The sequence below is a fragment of the Pedobacter sp. AC379 genome, assembly GCF_979258145.1.
In genome coordinates, this window is sequence record NZ_OZ409839.1 from 2621751 (window position 1) to 2641328 (window position 19578).

A 19578-nucleotide genomic window follows, 5' to 3' on the forward strand; every position below is an offset into this window, starting at 1 on the left:
CCATCAGCGGTCAGTTTTAAATACCACATGCTGAACACCTATTGCCCAACAAGAAAAAATATGTTTAAATTAAATTTTAAAATAGCTTTGCGCAACCTTTGGAGAAACAAAGGTTTTACCTTGATTAATTTGGGTGGCTTGGCCATTGGTTTGGCGAGTTGCATGATTTTGTTGTTGTATGTTGCTTATGAGTGGAGTTATGACAAGGAATTCTCCAATCACGATAAAACGTATGTAGTTTATCAAAACGCACCTGCAAATGGTAAAATTTTTAGCTGGGCATGGACACCTAACGCTATGGCTAGAGAGGTTGAAACAAAAATACAAGGGGTTAAATTTGCATCTCATTCTACTTACCCAAACAATAAGTTACTTAGCAGTGGTGAAAGTAAGATAAATAGTAGAGCTGTTTTCGCAGATCCATCATTTTTGAAAATATTAGATTATAAATTTATTAAAGGGAATCCCAATGAGGTTTTAAAAGGTGTTAATACAATTATTTTAACAAAATCTCTCTCCAAAAAAATATTTGGCAATGCGGATCCAATAAATAAAATTGTAAAGCTTGAAAACCAGGATGTATTAAAAGTTGAAGCTGTAATTGAAGATATTCCAGCAAATAGCAGCATAGCTTTTGAATGCTTAATGCCTTGGGCGTTATTTGAAAAAAGAGAATCGTGGTCACGAGATATTAATTGGGGAAATAACATGTGTTTAACACTGGTTCAATTAAAGGATAATAATTTTTTTACTGAATCGAATGCCTCAATGAAAGGTATCTATAAGCGTAATCAAAAAGAGAATAATGCAGAGGCTTTATTGCACCCATTAACCAAGTGGCATTTATATGATAATTTTGAAAATGGAAAATCTGTAGGAGGTAAAATAGAACAACTCAGAACATTCTTAATGCTTGCTTTTTGTATTTTATTAATTGCCTGTGTAAATTTTATGAATTTATCTACTGCCCGTTCTGAGCGTAGAGCAAAGGAAGTAGGAATCCGTAAGGCAATTGGCTCAACCCGTAAATCGTTAATTGGACAATTCTTGATTGAGTCCGTATTTATAACCTGTATGGCAGGTGTTTTAGCTTTCATTTTGGTTGAAGTTAGTTTGCCCTACTTCAATAATTTATTAAATATTCAGTTAAAGCTTGATTATCGAAATGCCACTTTCTGGATTACTTTCTTTGCTTTAATGACTTTTACAGGATTTATTGCGGGAAGTTATCCTGCACTATACTTATCTTCTTTTGAACCAATTAAAGTGTTAAAAGGGCTAAAAATAAAATCAGATTCATCCGTTTCTATCCGTAAAGTTCTTGTAGTTGTTCAATTTGTTTTTGCTGCTTGTTTAATTGTTTGCACATCGGTTATTTATCAACAGCTTAATTATGTAAAAAATAAACCAATTGGTTACGATAAGTTTAACCTGGTCCAAATTGCGATACAGGGTAAAATTGCCAAAAATAGTAAACTTGAATTATTAAAAACTCAACTTTTAAAATCTGGGGCGGCATCTCAAGTTACTTTTTTCAGTAGAGATATTACTGAAAATGGCAACAATACTACAGCCATTTCATGGGAGGGAAAAAATCCTAATGAATCTATTTTATTCAATAACAGAGGCATAGGTCCAGATTTTATTAAAACTATTGGAACCAAGTTAGTTGCGGGGCGAGAATTTTTATCGACAACTAAAAATGATAGCGGTAGTGTAATGCTAAATGAGGCTGCTGTAAAAATGATGAGGCTAAAAAATCCTGTTGGTGCCATCATTACTTGGGGAGACACTAAATTAAAAAATGTTGGCATTATTAAAGATTTCGTTGTGGAAAGTGCTTATCAAAAAGTTGCACCAATGATATTTTATCCAAGTTATAGAGATGGTGCCGAGGTAATTATTGCCCGTCTAAGTCCGGAGCAGAATATTAGCTCATCGCTCGAAAAAATAGATCAATTGGTTAAACAAATGGAACCAAATTATCCTGTTACCAGAAAATTTGTTGATGAATCATTTGAATTGAAATTCAAAAATGAAAAACTTTTAGGTACGCTCTCAAACTGGTTCGGTGGTTTTGCCATCTTCATTTCTTGTTTAGGCTTATTGGGATTAGCACTTTTCATGGCCGAGCAGCGTAAAAAAGAAATCAGTATCCGGAAAGTTTTGGGTGCCACAACAGCCAATATCCTTACATTGTTAAATAAAGATTTTATCAAACTGGTAGCTATAGCAAACGTAATTGCTTTTCCGTTGGCTTATATTATCATTAATAAATGGCTCTCAAGCTACGAATATCGCGTATCTATCTCCGCATTACCGTTTATTGCAGCCATTAGTTTATCAGTGATAATCGCTGTACTTACCGTAAGTATTCAATCGGTTAAGGTAGCAAAAGCAAACCCTGTAGATGCTTTAAAATACGAATAAGGTGTAAGGTTGAAAGGCTTAGGGCGTAAGGTTAAAACGCCCAAACCTTAAACCTTATACCCCAAACCCCAAACCTTAAACCTTATGTTCAAATTAAACTTTAAAATAGCATTGCGTAACCTTTGGAAAAATAAGGTAAGCTCATTTATTAATATAATTGGCCTTGCTATCGGTTTGGCTGCATGTTTAACATTACTGTTGTATGTTACCTACGAATGGAAATTCGACAAACAAGGTAAAAATGCAGACCATGTTTTTATGACGATGACCAACATTCCTGGTGATAATGATAAAATTTCAATAACTTTTGATGGTTCTACAACGGCATTCGCACCAACCATTAAACAGGAAATACCTGAGGTTAAATACACTGCAAGAATGGATTACGGTGGCAAAAATTTAATTGCCAATGGGCAGAATTCATTCAAGCGTCAATCTAAATTTGCCGAAGCCGACATTTTAAAAATGTACGATTATGAATTTATTCAAGGCAATGCCAATACTGCTTTAAATAACCCCAATTCTGTTATCTTAACCGCATCCACAGCTAAAATACTTTTTGGAACTACTGATGTATTAAATAAAACCGTCCGTTTTAAAGATCAATACGATTTGAATATAACAGGAGTAATTAAAGATCAGCCTGATAACAGCTCAAACAAATTTGATTATTTGATGCCTTGGGCGTTATACGAAGCAGTTGATCCAAGCGCTAAAGACCTCAACTGGAGTAATTATAGTTTTTTAACCCTGGTGATGTTAAAAAATGAGGCAAATTTAGATTTAGTCAATCAAAAAATATTCAAAGTCCTCAAAAAGCACAACAACGACAACTACCAATCGCAAATGCTTTTTCCATTGGCAAAACTTCACCTGCATGGTAAATTTGAGGAAGGTAAAAGTGTGGGTGGTGCAATAGAACAGATTTATCTTTTTATGGGCCTTGCGTTTGGTATTTTGCTGATTGCCTGTATTAATTTTATGAACATGGCCACGGCCAAATCAGAAAAACGTGCAAAAGAAGTAGGCATCAAGAAAACCATTGGCGCAAACAGGGGCTCATTGATTATGCAGTTTTTAACGGAATCGATGGTGCTAACTTTTATTGCGGTAATTGTTGCAATTGCAATTTTAGAAGTCTTTTTGCCAACATTTAACAACCTGATTGCGATAAAATTAAATATGTCTTATTTCGACAGTAAAAGTTGGATAGGCATTTTAGGGATTGTATTTGCTACAGGTTTAATTGCCGGAAGTTACCCTGCATTTTACCTCTCATCTTTTAACCCAATACAAACTTTAAAAAGAAAAAATAAAACTGGCGGTTTCTTTTCAATCAGCTTAAGGCAGGTGCTTGTTGTAGGGCAATTCTGTTTTGCCATTATCCTGATCATTTCTACGCTGGTAATTTATAAACAGATCCAGTACATTAAAAACAGGCCTGTAGGGTTCGATGTAAATGCTTTGGCAGAGATGCCACAAGATGGAGAACTGAAAACAAAATATGATGTTTTACGTGCTCAGTTGCTTAAATCGGGAGCCGTAACCTCCATGTTTCAATCATCTGTGAGTTTATCTCATCGTGGGCACAACTTTATGGATATTAAATGGGAGGGCATGACTAAGCCTGATAATACACAACTGTTTAACCAGGTTTCTACCACTTATGGTTTCATTAAAACAAATGGAATTAAAATAACTGAGGGAAGAGATTTCTCCGAAAATTTTGCTTCAGATTCTAGCGCTGTAATGGTAAGTGCTTCTGCTGTAAAAACTTTTGGGTACAAAAATCCGGTAGGTAAAAGTGTAACTATTTTTGGAGATAGGTTTAATATTATCGGCGTTTTTAATGATTACGTGTGGGATTCTCCATACAAATCAAATAACCCGATGATTGTTTTCTTCGATCAAAAACGTACAGGAACAATTACCATGCGTCTTAATGAAAAAAATAATTTACAAAGTAATATTGAAACAATTAGCAGAATCACAAAGTCTATAAATCCAGCATATCCAGCCGAAATCAATTTTTTAAACGCTTTATACAGTGAAAAATACAACGCCGAAAAAACTTTGGGTATTCTTTCCAATCTTTTTGGTGGTTTGGCCATTTTCGTTTCCTGTTTAGGGCTTTTTGGATTGGTAGCCTACAGCGCAGAGCAAAGAACCAAAGAATTTGGCGTGCGTAAGGTACTGGGTGCTTCATTATTTAACCTGATGCAGTTATTGTCGCTTTCTTTTGTGAAAATGATTGCGGTTTCTATAGTTATCGCTATCCCATTAAGTTATTTGCTGATGAATAAATGGCTGTTGAAGTTTGAGTTTCATACCGAAATATCATGGTGGATTATGCCAGTTGCCGGATTAGGCACTTTAATGATGGCATTGATCACCGTAAGTTTCCAAGCATATAAAACAGCCCATGCAAATCCGGTTGATGCACTTAAATATGAATAAACCTGCGTGAGGCGTTTGGTGTTAAGCGATAAATTTACGCTGACCGCCAAACGCTACGCCAAACCTCAAAAATATGTTCAGATTAAACCTAAAAATAGCACTGCGTAACCTTTGGAAAAACAAAGGTTTTACCCTAATAAATGTTGGTGGCCTTGCCATTGGGATGGCATGCTGTTTAATGTTATTGCTATATGTTAACTATGAGTGGAGCTTTGATAAGCAATATAAAAATGCCGATAAAGTATATTTTGCAGCCCTAAATTTAAAGTTTAACGGTAAACTGGCTACAACAATGGCCGTACCCAATAAACTGGCCAAAGCTGCAGCCTTAGAATTGCCAGGCATTAAAAGTGCTGCGCGGATATCAATGAATAACGGGCAGAAATTGTACAGCCGCAATCAGCATCATTATAAATTTGTGGGGATGAATGTTGATCCTGATTTTTTAAAAATTCTTGATCAGAAATTTATCTACGGAGATGCCAATACAGCTTTAAACGAACCCAATAACGTGCTCATTAGTCAATCTACAGCGCGAAAATTATTTGGTAATGAAAATCCGGTGGGGCAGCTTATTAAGTACGATAACCGCATTAACTTAAAAGTGAGTGCAGTAATCGAAGATCTTCCTAAAAACCAGAGCATGCAGTATGATCTGTTACAACCCTGGGCCTTTTTAGAAAAGGAAGATCCTTCCCAAAATGAAAACGCGTGGGGGGCAATTACCTGTTTAACCTTGTTTCAACTTAAAGAAAATGCTTCATATACTGCCACAAACGCAGCTTTAAAGTATTTTATCGTAAACAAAGAGCCTGACTTAAAAAAAATGACCTATGAGCCTTTTCTTTTTCCGTTAAGTAAAATCCATTTATACGACGATTTTGAAGGTGGAAAAGCAGTTGGAGGTAAAATTGATCAGTTAAGGTTATTTGTTTTCCTTGCCATTTGCGTATTATTTATCGCCTGTATCAACTACATGAACCTTTCTACGGCAAAGTCAGAAAAACGTGCACGTGAGGTTGGTGTGAGAAAAGCATTAGGATCGACACGCAATACAATAATGGGGCAGTTTATGGTCGAATCATTGTTATTGTCGTTCCTTGCCATGTTAATTGCTTTTGCAATGCTCGAAGTATCTTTGCCATATTTTAATAACCTGCTCGATATTTCCATCAAAATTGATTACAATGCTTATCAGTTTTGGGGCGTGCTGCTTTCAATTGTACTCATTACTGGTTTTCTTGCCGGAAGTTATCCTGCATTTTACCTTTCTTCATTTATTCCGGTAAAGGTTTTAAAAGGCTTTAAAGGTTCGGCAGGTTCATTATCAATCCGAAAAACATTGGTAGTGGTGCAATTCAGTTTATCCATCTGCATGATTATTTCAGCAATTGTAATTTACAGCCAGATTCAGCACCTTAAAAATAAACCTCTGGGTTTTGATCAGTCTGCATTGGCACAAATCGATTTGGAAGGGGAGTGGACCAAACCCGAAAAATTAAACACGTTTAAAAGTGAACTCGAACGTTCAGGAGCTACAATTGCAACTACAGAATATGCCAGCTCATTTACCAATGGGGGATCAATTACAGGAAATATTGAATGGCCGGGCAAAGCTAAAAATGACGTATCCATCATCAATTATAGAAGTACAGGTTTCGATTTCGCTAAAACAACTGGCGTAAAAGTGCTTGAGGGAAGGGATTTTGATCCTAAATTTTCTGCCGATACCGCTACATCGCTTTTACTTAACCAAAGTGCAGTAAAGATTATGGGTCTTAAAAACCCTATCGGTACCATTATCCATTGGGGCGATAACCCGCCACTAAAAGTAATTGGTGTGGTACAGGATTATTCAAGTGAATCGTTAGCTTCCAAAACACAACCAACAGTATACTATTATAATGTTAAAACCAGTCGCGTTTTGCTGCTAAAACTCAATCCACAACAATCGCTTTCCACATCCATCGATAAGATAAAATCAATAAGTCAGCGTTTAAACCCAGCCTACCCGATCGAGGTAAAAATGATTAGTCAGGGCATGGCCGAAAAGCTCCGTAGTGAAAGGTTGTTAAGTGTGCTTTCGAATATTTTTGGTGGCTTTGCAATCTTCATTTCCTGCCTGGGCTTGCTTGGTTTGGCACTGTATACAGCAGAACAGCGCAGTAAAGAAATCAGTATCCGCAAAGTACTCGGAGCCAATCTTTCTGATATCCTGATATTGTTGAATAAAGATTTTATGAAGCTGGTGATTATTTCCAATGTAATTGCCATCCCGGTAGCTTATGTTCTGGTTGCCAAATGGCTCGAGAAATACGATTATAAGATTTCTATTAACCCATGGCCTTTTCTACTGGCGCTTTTAACCTCGGTAATTATTGCCATTTTAACGGTGAGCCTGCAAACTTTTAAAGTGGCCAAAGCAAATGCTGTTGATGCACTTAAATATGAATAGACCTGCGTGAGGCGTTAAGTGATAAATCTACGCTGACCGCCAAACGCTACGCCAAACCTCAAAAATATGTTCAGATTAAACTTAAAAATCGCATTGCGCAACCTTTGGAGAAATAAGGTAATTACCGCTATCAATATTGGTGGCCTTGCGATCGCTTTGGCTGCATTTATATTGGTTACAATGTATTTTACCTACGAAACAGGCTTTGATAAGGATAATCCGAATTACAATGATATTTATATCGTGGGCAGGCAGTTACCCGATTTAAAAACCAATAATACTCCACCGCCATTGGGTAAGGTGATTAAGGCACAAATACCAGAAGTGGTATCTGTTGGTACTATGAAAATGAGCTTTTTCGAGTTTCAAGTCACCAGCCATAATGGAGTGGTTTTTTTAAGTAAGTGCCTTTACCTCGATTATGATGCAGCAAAAATGTTTAACATTAAACCCAGCGGTGGTTTAACCAGGCCAGAAAGCACGACCGAAAATCTGTTTTACCTTAATAATGAAAACTATAAAACGCTTTTTCCGAATAATAAAAGCGGAAAGCCTGAAATGATTGGGGTAGGTAGCAAATCTTTAGGTATGACAGGCCGATTAAGTGGAAGTATTTTTGCCAATCCACATTCTAATATTGCCTTTGATGCCATTTCGGTTGTAAAAGAGATGGGTTTAGGTGAAAATTACGGCTATAACAATTACAACACCTACATTCAGGTAAAGCCGGGTACAAATATTAAAGCAGTTGAAAATAAAATTAATGCCCTTTATAAAAAGGAACTCCTTAAAGATGGAGAAGATCCAAATAATGTAACATTTAAGGCCACAAAAGCATTTCTTGATCCGCTAAAAAATCAACACCTCAAGCCAAAGGCAGGTTCAGATGCAAATTATAAAATCCTGATCGCGTTATCTGTTTTAGGTATCCTGATTTTGGTTATTGCTTGTATAAATTTTACTAACCTGAGTATTGCACAGGCAGCTAAAAGAGCAAAAGAAGTAGGCGTTAAAAAAGTGATGGGAGCTTACCGTTTTCAACTGGCCTTACAATTTTTAACAGAAATTTTAATTCAATGTATTGCTGCCACTATATTGGCACTGATCGTTGCTGAAATTATCCTGCCGAAATTTAATAACCTGTTTGTGGTTAACTTATCCATTTGGACGGCTAATAACAGCCTGTTCTGGCAATTTCCTTTAATTCTCATTCTTATAACCCTGGTTGCTGGCGTTTATCCGGCAATGGTATTATCCGGATTTAAGCCCGCACTTGTTTTAAAAAGTAATTTTCAAACCAGCAAGCAAAGTTACTGGTTGCGTAACAGTTTATTGGTTTTTCAATTTAGTATAGCAGTCGTTTTTATAATAGGATTATGGATCATTAATGCACAGCTTAAGTACATGCGAACACAGGATGTTGGTTTTAAACCAGAACAGGTAGTGTATATTAAAAACATGGCATATTTTGTATCTCCAAGTAAATTTGACCCTATCCGGGATAAAATAATGAATATTCCGGGAGTAAAATCAGTAACTGTAGCCAATGAATTACCAGATGGTTCTAAAGGTGGCAAAAACAGGTATACAATTGATGGGAAAGAGCAAAGTTTAAGTTTTACAGATGTAGATTTTGATTACTTCGAGACTTTGAATATCAAGATTAAAGAGGGAAGGCTATTTTCGAGGAAATTTAAAACAGACACGGCAAATTCTGCCATTCTTAACGAAGCTGCAGTAGCCAAATACGGATTAACCGATCCAATTGGCAAAACAATTAAAGGTTGCCAGAATAAAGAATATAAGATTGTAGGAATAATTAAAGATTTTAAAACGCTAGGTTTTGAAAAACCTGTAGAACCAGCTATTTATTCTATAAATGATCCGTGTGGAAATCCCAAAACACAAATTATGGTGAAAATAGAGGAAAGCCGGATGTCGGAAGTGCTAAACACCCTAAAATCACAATGGCCCGGAATAAATAAGTTGGACGGTGAAAATTTCCGCTACCAGTTTCTCGACGAAATGTACGGTAAGTTGTTTAAAAAACAGGAGCAATTGCAATCTGTTTTTTTTGCGGCAGCCATGCTCACTATTTTTATCGCTATACTTGGTCTTTTTGCCTTTGCAAAATACATTACAACCGGCAGGATTAAAGAAATTGCCGTAAGGAAAATTTTAGGCGCAAGTAATCTACAGATCTTTAAGTTGATTAACAGTTCATTCTTTATCATGGTACTTATCGCCAACTTCATCTCCTGGCCATTGGCTTATGTTTTAACCAAAAAATGGCTCGAAACCTTTGCATACCGTATTGACCTGTCAGTTTTACCTTTTTTGATCAGTGCCGGATTGACCATTTTATTAACGATTATTACAGTAAGTGTCCAAGCCAATAGTGCGGTTAAGGCAAACCCTGTAGATGCACTCAAATACGAGTAAGGTCTGCAGAGGGCGTTTGGCGATTAGCGCGGATTTATCGCCAAACGCAAACGCTTAACACCAAACGCTCCGCGCTACTCGCCGTTCGGTACCGTACAGCTACTGTTCATTAACGGACAAAATTACTTATTGTGTATTTTTATCTAACTGGTAATCAGATTTTTATATTTTTATTAGTGTTTGGTATAAAATTGGCATAAAGCAGTTAAGATATCATTCTATTAATTATTGGATACATGTTTAAATTAAATTTAAAAATTGCCTGGCGAAACCTTTGGAAGAACAAGGGTTACACCTTAATCAATATTTTAGGTCTTTCTATCGGGATGGCAAGTTGTATTCTCATCTTTATTTTTATCCGTTACCAATTGAGTTTCGATGAAGGTTTTAAAAACGAAAGCCGCATATATCGGGTAATTAGCAATTGGACTACTCCTGATAACTTTTTTGAATCTGCTGGAACACCGCGACCCCTTCCTGCGGCTATGCGAAATGATTTTAAGCAACAGTTTGATAAGGTTGCCGCTATCCAGTCTGGCGGTGGTATTATTAAAGTGAAAGATGAATCAGGTAAAGAAAAAATCAAAACTTCTGAAAGGGTCTATTATGCCGAGCCAGATTTTTTTGAAATTTTAAGTTTCAAATGGCTCGAAGGGCATCCACAGCAATCACTTGGTCAGCCGAACACCGTTGTGCTTTCTGATGAAATGGCAGATAAGCTTTTTGGCGATTGGCATAAGGCAATGGGTCAAAGTATTAATTTTAAGAACAAGGTTGATCTTAAAGTAACAGGGATTATAGCAAAACCCCCCGATAATAGCTCCTTTCCGCTTAAAATTGTTATTTCTTATAAAACATACCAGAATTTCGCTCCCGAGGAGTTAACAAATTGGGGTACAGTTTCGTCAAATTCAGAATGTTATGTGCTTTTAAAAGAAGGTGTTGCTATTGATGAGGCAAACAAAAGTATTCCTCAGTTTACAAACAAATATTACCAGAAAGATGCCATTTCTAAAGAAGGGCACCGCTTTCAGCCACTTCGGGATATCCATTACAATGCAGATCTCGGCAATTTTGCAAACAAAGTAATGCCCCAAAAAGAACTTTATGGCCTGGGCATCATCGGTGCTTTTTTACTGCTAACAGCATGCATTAATTTTATAAATCTTGCTACGGCCCAAGCCGTAAGCAGGGGTAAAGAAGTAGGTGTACGTAAAGTGATGGGCAGTTTGCGCAGGCAATTAATTGTTCAGTTTTTAACCGAAACATTAACCATTACCATACTCTCTTTACTTGTAGGGTGCGTGCTTACCGAAGTTGCCCTGCCAGGTATGCAAAGTCTTTTTGATGATCATATTTCTTTTAGCATTATCGAACACCCGGTCATATTTGTATTTATGGTTGTTTTGGTATTGTTGGTAAGCTTTTTAGCAGGTTTTTATCCCGCAATGGTGATGTCTGGTTATAGTCCTGCATTGGCCATCAAAAATAAAATTACTGCAAACGCAAGCGGTTTAAGCTTAAGGAAAATACTTGTTGTGGTGCAGTTTGCGATTACAATTATACTGATAATAGGTACTTTGGTGGTGTTAAGGCAAATGAATTACATGAGAGAAAAACCCTTAGGTTTTATCCCTACAGCAGTTGCTCTGATTGATGTTCCATCCGATAGTATCGCCATTACCCGTTACCATAGTCTGCAGGATCGGATCAGTAAAATTCCTGGGGTAATAACTACCAGCTATTGCAGTGCAGCGCCATCTTCTGATTTTAACAATGAAAGTAATTTCAGGTACAATGGAACAGCTCTGGCTAATTTCCAGGTCAATACCAAAACAGGGGATGATAATTATTTCAAAACATTTGGATTGGAAATTATTGCCGGTAAAGGTTTATCAAAAAGCGATACCCTTAAAGAATTTGTGGTTAATGAAACCATGCTCAAAAAACTAAACATTGTTAACCATTACGATGCCATTGGTAAACCCATCAGGATTCATGGTAAAGTAGGTATTATTAGCGGTGTGGTTAAAGATTTTAACAATAGAAGCCTGCACGAGCCGATTTCTCCGATAGTGATCAGCAGCGACAAAGAATCGTATACCACAATAGCTGTTAAACTAGATAGCAAACTCATTTTACCCACAATGAAAGCTATAGAAAGTACGTGGAACAATGTGCTGCCCGAGTACGTGTACGATGCCAGTTTTATGGATGATAAGATCAGTGAATATTATGAAACTGAAAAAATAATGGGTGCCCTGTTTAAAGTATTTGCGGGAGTAATTATTTTTATTTCTTTTATCGGCTTGTTCGGTTTAATCTCTTTTGTAGCCACACAAAGAACGCGTGAAGTAGCCATCCGTAAGGTTTTGGGTGCTTCTACAATAGAATTGGTTAAAATGTTAAATGGTTCATTTCTGCTGATGGTTTTTATTGCCAATCTGGTGGCCTGGCCACTGGCATACTTATTTGTTTCCAAGTGGTTGGCTAGCTTTAGTTACCGTATTGATCTTAACATCTGGCCATTCATACTTGCTATGGTTGTTTCTATGGTGATTACATTAATAACGGTAAGCATCCGATCTTACAAAGCTGCAGTTGCCAATACCATTGATGCGTTAAAATATGAGTAAGACCTGCGGACAGCGTTTGGCGTAAGGCGATAAATCCACGCCAAACCCTCAAACGCTTTGTGCTCAACCTTAAAAATATGTTCAGATTAAATTTAAAAATCGCCTGGCGAAACCTCTGGAAAAACAAAATCTACGCGGCTATAAATATCGGTGGATTGGCATTGGGTTTAACCGCATTCCTGTTAATGTTGTTGTATATCAACCACGAAGAAAGTTACGATACATGGTCGTCTGATCTGCAACATGTTTATCAGATCCGTGAAAAGCATGAGTTTTTCACACCCGATAATAAAGATCACTGGCAAGAGATCAGCAATTCTCGTATAGCAGGAATTATAAAACAAAATGTGCCGCAATTTACAGCCGTTACAAAGGTAGATTCGGAATGGGGAAATGGCTTTTCGGTTAAGATCGATAATGCCGATCCGATATTAATTAAGGCTATCAAAGATGCTGATACTGCATTTTTTAATGTTTTCCCTTACAAATTTATTCAGGGTGATAGAGAAAGAGCTTTAAAGGAACCTAATACAGTTGTTTTAAAGCAAAGCCTGGCCATTAAACTCTATGGAACCGACCATGTACTGGGAAAAGAATTTAAATTGGTGAGATGGCGGGATGATAAAGGCACACCGATGAAGATTACCGGCGTTGTAGCCGATGTAAATACGCCCGAAAGTGTAACCTTTAATGCCATCAGCCATACTGGCGATCAGGATCACGATCCCGATCAGCCGGGAAGTTCCCATTACAACCAGGTATATGCCAAATCTGCAAGCAAAGTAGATACCTTGGTGGCAAATAACAGTTTACAAAAAGTATATATAGATTATAAGAAAAAGTCATTTGCCGAGCAAAACATCAATTTTAAAGATATTTATAAGGATGGAAAAAGGCCAGGCCTTAAAGCAATTGCCCTTAAAGATGTTCATGCCAATCCACCGTTTGCAATTAATTGGTTAACAAAACTCAAACCAGTAATCGGTATCTCTATTTTTTTACTGCTTGTATCCATTATAAACTTTGTTAATCTTGCAACTGCACAATCAGTACAAAGGGCTAAAGAAGTTGGGGTACGGAAAGTGCTTGGCTCATATAAAAAACAACTTGTAAGTCAGTTTTTGACAGAATCGGCACTGCAAAGTATAATTTCATTGTTTTTAAGCATTATTTTAATTGAAGTACTTTTGCCTGCATTTAACCACCACTTCAATGTTGAATTGAGTTTTTGGTACAACGATCATTTGCTCATGTTAATGATCCAGCTTGTGGCGCTTTTTGCATTTGTTACACTTCTGGCAGGTTTTTATCCGGCATGGGTATTATCTAATTATAACCCTGTTGCTGTGCTAAAAGGCAATTATGGAAACAGTTTAAAAGGCATGGCTTTGCGTAACGTGCTTGTTGTTTTTCAGTTTATCATTTCGGTAACATTCATCATTGCAATTGGTGTGATGCAGCTGCAGACGAAATACATCAGCAATAAAGATTTAGGCTTTGAGCGCGATCGGTTAATTAACCTTCAAACTGGATACGAGCAAAATTTTGCCGATAAGATAAGACGTATTCCAGGTGTTCAATACGTATCTACAACTACCCAGGTGATGGGAAATGCCTTTAACAACAAAAGTGAGATTATTTATAAGGGCCAAACATTTAACCTTAACGGGGTAAGCGTTAGCATGGATGCCTTACAAACCCTTGGTGTAAAACTGGTATCAGGAAGATTGTTTGCTAAAGAATATAAACAGGATACCATCAACGCAGTGATTCTTAATGAGGCTGCGGCAAATTTACTGGGCAAAAATATGGTTGGAAAAACCTATAATAAGGTAAATTATGATAAGAAAATCATTTCATTTCAAATTGTTGGGGTGATTAAAGATTACCATAACGAAGGCTTTGATAAAACGGTGCTCCCTACTGTTTATAAGGTAACCAAATTAGGTGGTACCTCTAATACAAATAACCTACTGGTACGCTTTGAAACCAAAAATTATAAAGGCATTATTAACAACATTCAAAACGAATGGAGAAAACTCTATCCAGATTTTCCTTTGCATTACCAATCCATGGATGAAGCTTTTTCAAACGTGCTTGAAGAAAATAACCGCTTTATGAATATGATTATCCTCTTCAGTGCGGTTTCAGTTTCATTATCATTACTCGGTTTATTTGCACTTTCTACTTTTATAGCCAAACGCCGTACCAAAGAAATAGCTGTAAGAAAAATTTTGGGTGCATCTAATGTTCAGATTGTAAATTTATTGAATAAGTCATTCTTAATTCTGGTTATTATAGCCAATTTAATCAGCTGGCCCATAGCTTACATTTTAATTAAAAGATGGCTCCAAGGCTTTGCCTATCGGATTGAAATGCCTATTTTTCCTTTTTTGCTTGCAACCGCAGTTTCAATTATAATAGCTGTTTTAACAGTAACCATTCAGGCACGTAAAGCAGCAATAGGCGATCCGGTAAATGCCCTAAAATATGAATAAAACTGCGTGTAGTGCTTCTCTTATGTCGATAAATCGATGCCTTCACTTAACGCATATCACCTAACACACAAAATATGATACAATTAACCAACATCGAAAAATATTACGCCAACAAAGGCATTAAAAATTATGTGCTCCGTTTGGTTACTACGACCATTAAACAGGGAGAGTTTGTTTCCATTATGGGCCCTTCTGGAGCCGGCAAATCTACCTTGCTGAACATTATTGGCATGTTGGAGGAGCCTACTTATGGAACCTACGAATTTTTAGGTGAAAATGTAACCTCGCTGAACGAACGCAAACGCATTGAACTTTACCGTAACCATATCGGTTTTGTATTTCAGGCTTATCATTTAATTGATGAAATGACGGTTTACGAAAATATAGAAGCACCATTGCTGTATAAAAAAGTGGGTAGCTCAGAACGTGCAAGCAGGATTGCAGATCTGCTGGATCGTTTTAATATTGTGGCCAAGAAAGATTTATTTCCCAATCAGCTCTCTGGCGGGCAACAGCAATTAGTAGGTATTGCAAGGGCATTGGCAGCCCAGCCATCCATTATCTTGGCAGATGAGCCTACCGGAAACCTTCAATCTGCACAGGCTGAAGAAATTATGGAACTCTTTAAAAAATTGAATCAGGAAGATGGAATTACCATTATCCAGGTAACACATTCAGAGAAAAATGCACAATACGGAAACAGGATTCTGCACATTGCCGATGGTGTAGTGAAAGAGGATTTAGCCGTATTAAGTTAGCCCAACATCAAATTTTTTTTAGGTAAAGGCAGTGTTGAAATTTAACAATTTCTAGCTGTGTTTACCCATTTTTAGCTGCGGTTAAATTACCTTTGCCTCATGCAAAAATCATTCACCGATCAGATGGGGAGGGAAATCACTATTAATTTTCCACCGAAAAGGATTATTTCTATCGTTCCATCTCAAACTGAATTGCTGTTTGATTTGGGTTTGGATCAAGAAATTATCGGATTAACCAAGTTTTGCATCCATCCGATAGATAAATTTGCCGAAAGAATTAAAGTAGGGGGTACAAAAAAACTGAATATCGATTTAATCAAAGATTTAAAGCCCGATTTGATTATTGGCAATAAAGAAGAAAACACACAAAGTGATATAGAAGAGCTTGCTGAAGATTTTCCGGTTTGGATGAGTGATATTTTTACTTTGGAAGATGCGATAAAAACAATTGCTGAGGTAGGCGCTTTGGTAGATCGGGAGCCTGAAGCAGCATACCTTAACCATTTAATTTCTGCCGGGTTTAACGACCTTAAAACCCTTGCCCTTCAACACGGTATCGATAAAAAGGTAGCTTATCTCATCTGGCGTAAACCTTACATGGTAGCGGGTAAAAATACATATATCGACGATATTTTACTGATCAATGGAATGACGAATGTAATTAAACAAGACCGTTATCCATCAGTTACACTAGAAGAACTGAAAGCTTTAAACTGCGAATTAATTCTACTGTCATCCGAACCATATCCCTTTGGCGAAAAACACATGCAAGAAATAAAAGAAGCTATTCCCAACGCCAAAATTATCTTAGTTGATGGTGAGATGTTTAGCTGGTACGGAAGTAGGTTGGTTAAAGCCGTTCAATACTTTTTTGAATTCCAAAAAGAACTTTATTAGTTATTGGCAATTATATTTTGGTAATTTGTAGAAAAAAGGTTAAATCATCCCGTTAACAGTAAAACAAAATAATATCCATGAAAAAAATATTGACGTTATCCCTGTTTATAGCCGTAATTTCTGGCTGTAGTCCATTGAAAAATGCAAACTTAGGAGCTACTGTAACGGCGAGTGGAACTCTTCAAAAGTTAGGAATGAGTACTTTTCAATATGGTACACACTTGTTAAAAACAGAAAATAAAACCTACGCTTTAAAAAGTGGGTCTATAAATCTTGATACCTATTTAGATAGAAAGGTAACCATTAAAGGAAGAAAAGTTGTTGGTTATCCGGTTGATGGCGGACCAGAATTGATTGATGTTACACTGGTTAAGTTTTAAGTTGAGGTAATAGGGCTAGAGAAATTGTGGTTGACGATTTTTTTCGCTAACAATGATTTGTGCTGCACTTCCAACATCAATTAAATTCTGTATTTGATAAAGTAATGCAAAAATTTGATTATTCAATTTAGTTTCTATCTTTGCAATCCTTAAAACATCCTAATGCGGAAGTGGCGTAATTGGTAGCCGCACCAGACTTAGGATCTGGCGCTTCACGGCGTGGGGGTTCGAGTCCCTTCTTCCGCACAAAAACAAAAACCGTTCTGATTAATTCAGAACGGTTTTTTTATGGTACTGAGTCATCCTAAATATTGAAAAAGACTTGTTTATTGAAATTTTTCTGCTTAAAAATTAAACAGTTAGCGGTTTTAGATGGAAATAATCAATAAAATATTGTTATTGCCTTTTGATTATTCAATCTTGTTTCTATCTTTGCAGTCCTTACAACATCCTAACTGCGGAAGTGGCGTAATTGGTAGCCGCACCAGACTTAGGATCTGGCGCTTCACGGCGTGGGGGTTCGAGTCCCTTCTTCCGCACAACAAGATAAAGGCCGTTTCGATTTAAACATCGAAACGGTTTTGTTTTTAAAAACATTGATTAATAAAAATTGATGTGCTGTTTTAATTGAAGTGATATGTTTCGTTTGTCTCATATCTCCATCATCAACTCTAATTGCACATCTCAATATCATATCTCAAAAAAATGAATATTACACAGGAAAAAACCGGCAACTTAAATGCTGTTGTAAAAATCAAAATCGCACCTGCTGATTACTCTGGAAAAGTAGAGAAAGCCATTAAAGATCAAGCTAAAAAAGCACAATTACCTGGTTTCCGTAAAGGAATGGTTCCTGCTGCCCATATTAAAAAAATGTATGGCAAAAGTATCCTGGTAGAAGAGGTTAACAACTTGTTAAACGATACTTTATCAAATTACATTGCTGAACAAAAATTAGAGATTCTAGGTCAGCCACTGCCTAAAATGGATGATGAGCGCGAATTCAAATGGGACAATACTGATGATTTCGAGTTTGATTATGAGTTGGGTTTAGCACCTGCTTTTGATGTAAATGTTTCATCTAAAGATAAATTTACTGAATATGTGGTTAAAGCTGATCAGGAAACTTTAGAAAGCCGCATTAAAAACATCCGTCGCAGTTATGGTAAAATGACTAACCCTGAAGTTGCTGCCGATGATGATGTTCTTTATGCAGAATTAACCCAGGTTGATGCAGATGGTGCAACTGTTGAAGGTGGTATTACCAGCACTGCAAGTGTTCGTTTAGATCAGATTAAAGATAAAAAAATCCTTAAATCGTTAATCGGTTTAAAGAAAGATGATGAAGTAACTATCGATATTCAAAAAGCATTTGACGATGCTACGGTTATTTCTAAAGCTTTAAATATTTCTGAAGAAGAAGCTGCTGAATTGAAAGCAAACTTTAAACTTCATGTAAAAAACGTAAACCGTTTAGAAGAATCAGAATTAAACCAGGAGTTTTTTGATAAAATATTTGGTGAAGGTGTTGTAACAGACGAAGCAGGATTCAGAGCTAAAATAACTGAAGAAGTAGAAAGCATGTTTAAACAAGATGCTGAACGTAAATTATCGAACGATATTTACGAAGCACTTTTAGTAAAACACAACTTCGAATTACCGGATGAATTTTTACGCCGCTGGTTAAAAGCAACAAATGAAAAATTAACCGACGAAGAACTGGCTGAAGGTTATGATGATTTTGCTAAAAATCTTAAATGGACTTTAATCGAAAATAAAATCATTAAAGATAACGCTATCGATATTAAATACGAGGATGTAGTTCAGGCAGCTAAAGCAAAATTAGACGCACAGTTCAGAATGTACAGCCCAAGTCCACTTCCTGAAGATCAATTGGCTCAATATGCAGTTCAGTTTTTACAGGAAAAAGAAAATGCAAACCGTGTTTTCGAAGAAGTAAAAGCATTAAAAACTTTCGAACAAATCAAATCTATTGTTACTTTAGAACAAAAAGATATTGATTACGATAAGTTTATTGAGTTGGAGAAAAAGTAATTAGCATGGGGCAGGGAGCGAAGAGCTTTTCATGCCTTAATGTATAATCGATTTAAAATCTTATTTTGCATGATGGCAAAATTCAGATTTCAAGACTTGCTAATTTGGCAGAGAGCCATAGTTGTAGGTAATAAATTGATTGATATTTCTGAGAAATTAGAAGAAATAAAAAAGTTTAGATTCGCAGAGCAGCTTCGAGGAGCTGCTCTTAGCGTATCTAATAACATTGCAGAAGGATCAGGCTCTAATTCTACAGCCGATTTTCGTAGATTCTTAAACTTTGCCCATCGATCGGTTTTTGAAAATGCCAACAATATTTTGGTATTAAATTTAAGATTACTCGTTTCTGACAAGGATTTGGCAGATTTGTTAGAAGATTTGGATATTTTAGCAAGGATGATTTCAAGCTTTTCTAAAAGTTTAAAATAATGGGCGTGCTATATTGTCATAAATTTTGATGTGGTATACTCTTTGTCTAAACCATTACATAATTGAAATATTATTTATATTTTGGTTTTTATTATTCACGTAACGATGGGGAACTGGAGCTTAAAACTCTATGCTCTCTGC

At 36.5% G+C, this 19578-nt stretch carries 11 protein-coding genes and 2 tRNA genes; all 13 read left to right on the forward strand.

Translation table 11 applies throughout. The annotated features are described in order from the left end of the window. Nucleotides 1–60 precede the first annotated feature (60 nt). The 13 genes from ACZZZW_RS11780 (at nt 61) to ACZZZW_RS11840 (ending at nt 19437) form a co-directional block, all read left to right on the forward strand. Nucleotides 61–2430, forward strand: a complete 2370-nt coding sequence (locus ACZZZW_RS11780) for an ABC transporter permease (RefSeq protein WP_463493620.1) — start codon at nt 61–63, stop codon at nt 2428–2430. A gap of 84 nt (nt 2431–2514) precedes the next feature. After that, the gene (locus ACZZZW_RS11785; protein WP_463493622.1) at nt 2515–4887 is read left to right on the forward strand and encodes an ABC transporter permease; all 2373 of its coding nucleotides are present in this window, start codon (nt 2515–2517) and stop codon (nt 4885–4887) included. Nucleotides 4888–4960: 73 nt separating this feature from the next. Continuing rightward, nucleotides 4961–7342: an ABC transporter permease gene (locus ACZZZW_RS11790; RefSeq protein ID WP_463493624.1), complete on the forward strand. Its 2382-nt coding sequence runs from the start codon at nt 4961–4963 to the stop codon at nt 7340–7342. 66 nt (nt 7343–7408) lie between these two features. After that, on the forward strand, nt 7409–9784 hold the full coding sequence (locus tag ACZZZW_RS11795; RefSeq protein WP_463493626.1) for an ABC transporter permease: 2376 nt from the start codon (nt 7409–7411) through the stop codon (nt 9782–9784). Nucleotides 9785–10020: 236 nt separating this feature from the next. Next, nucleotides 10021–12420, forward strand: a complete 2400-nt coding sequence (locus ACZZZW_RS11800; protein WP_463493628.1) for an ABC transporter permease — start codon at nt 10021–10023, stop codon at nt 12418–12420. Nucleotides 12421–12497: 77 nt separating this feature from the next. Then, nucleotides 12498–14918 carry an ABC transporter permease gene (locus tag ACZZZW_RS11805; protein ID WP_463493630.1) on the forward strand — a complete coding sequence of 807 codons (2421 nt, stop codon included), beginning with the start codon at nt 12498–12500 and terminating at the stop codon, nt 14916–14918. A 74-nt stretch (nt 14919–14992) separates the two neighbouring features. Next, entirely contained in the window at nt 14993–15676 is a 684-nt protein-coding gene (locus ACZZZW_RS11810) for an ABC transporter ATP-binding protein (RefSeq protein ID WP_055903709.1), read from the forward strand. A 99-nt stretch (nt 15677–15775) separates the two neighbouring features. Continuing rightward, entirely contained in the window at nt 15776–16573 is a 798-nt protein-coding gene (locus tag ACZZZW_RS11815) for an ABC transporter substrate-binding protein (RefSeq protein WP_463493633.1), read from the forward strand. Nucleotides 16574–16650: 77 nt separating this feature from the next. Beyond that, a complete protein-coding gene (locus tag ACZZZW_RS11820) occupies nt 16651–16953 on the forward strand; it encodes a hypothetical protein (RefSeq protein ID WP_463493635.1) in 303 nt (100 codons plus the stop codon). A 164-nt stretch (nt 16954–17117) separates the two neighbouring features. Continuing rightward, nucleotides 17118–17199: transfer RNA gene (locus tag ACZZZW_RS11825), tRNA-Leu, on the forward strand. A gap of 211 nt (nt 17200–17410) precedes the next feature. After that, nucleotides 17411–17492 (forward strand) — tRNA-Leu (locus ACZZZW_RS11830). Nucleotides 17493–17658: 166 nt separating this feature from the next. Continuing rightward, complete coding sequence (gene tig / locus ACZZZW_RS11835; RefSeq protein WP_463493637.1) at nt 17659–19008, forward strand: trigger factor; 1350 nt, start codon at nt 17659–17661, stop codon at nt 19006–19008. Nucleotides 19009–19077: 69 nt separating this feature from the next. Continuing rightward, on the forward strand, nt 19078–19437 hold the full coding sequence (locus ACZZZW_RS11840) for a four helix bundle protein (RefSeq protein WP_463493639.1): 360 nt from the start codon (nt 19078–19080) through the stop codon (nt 19435–19437). The last annotated feature ends 141 nt before the right edge of the window (nt 19438–19578 follow it).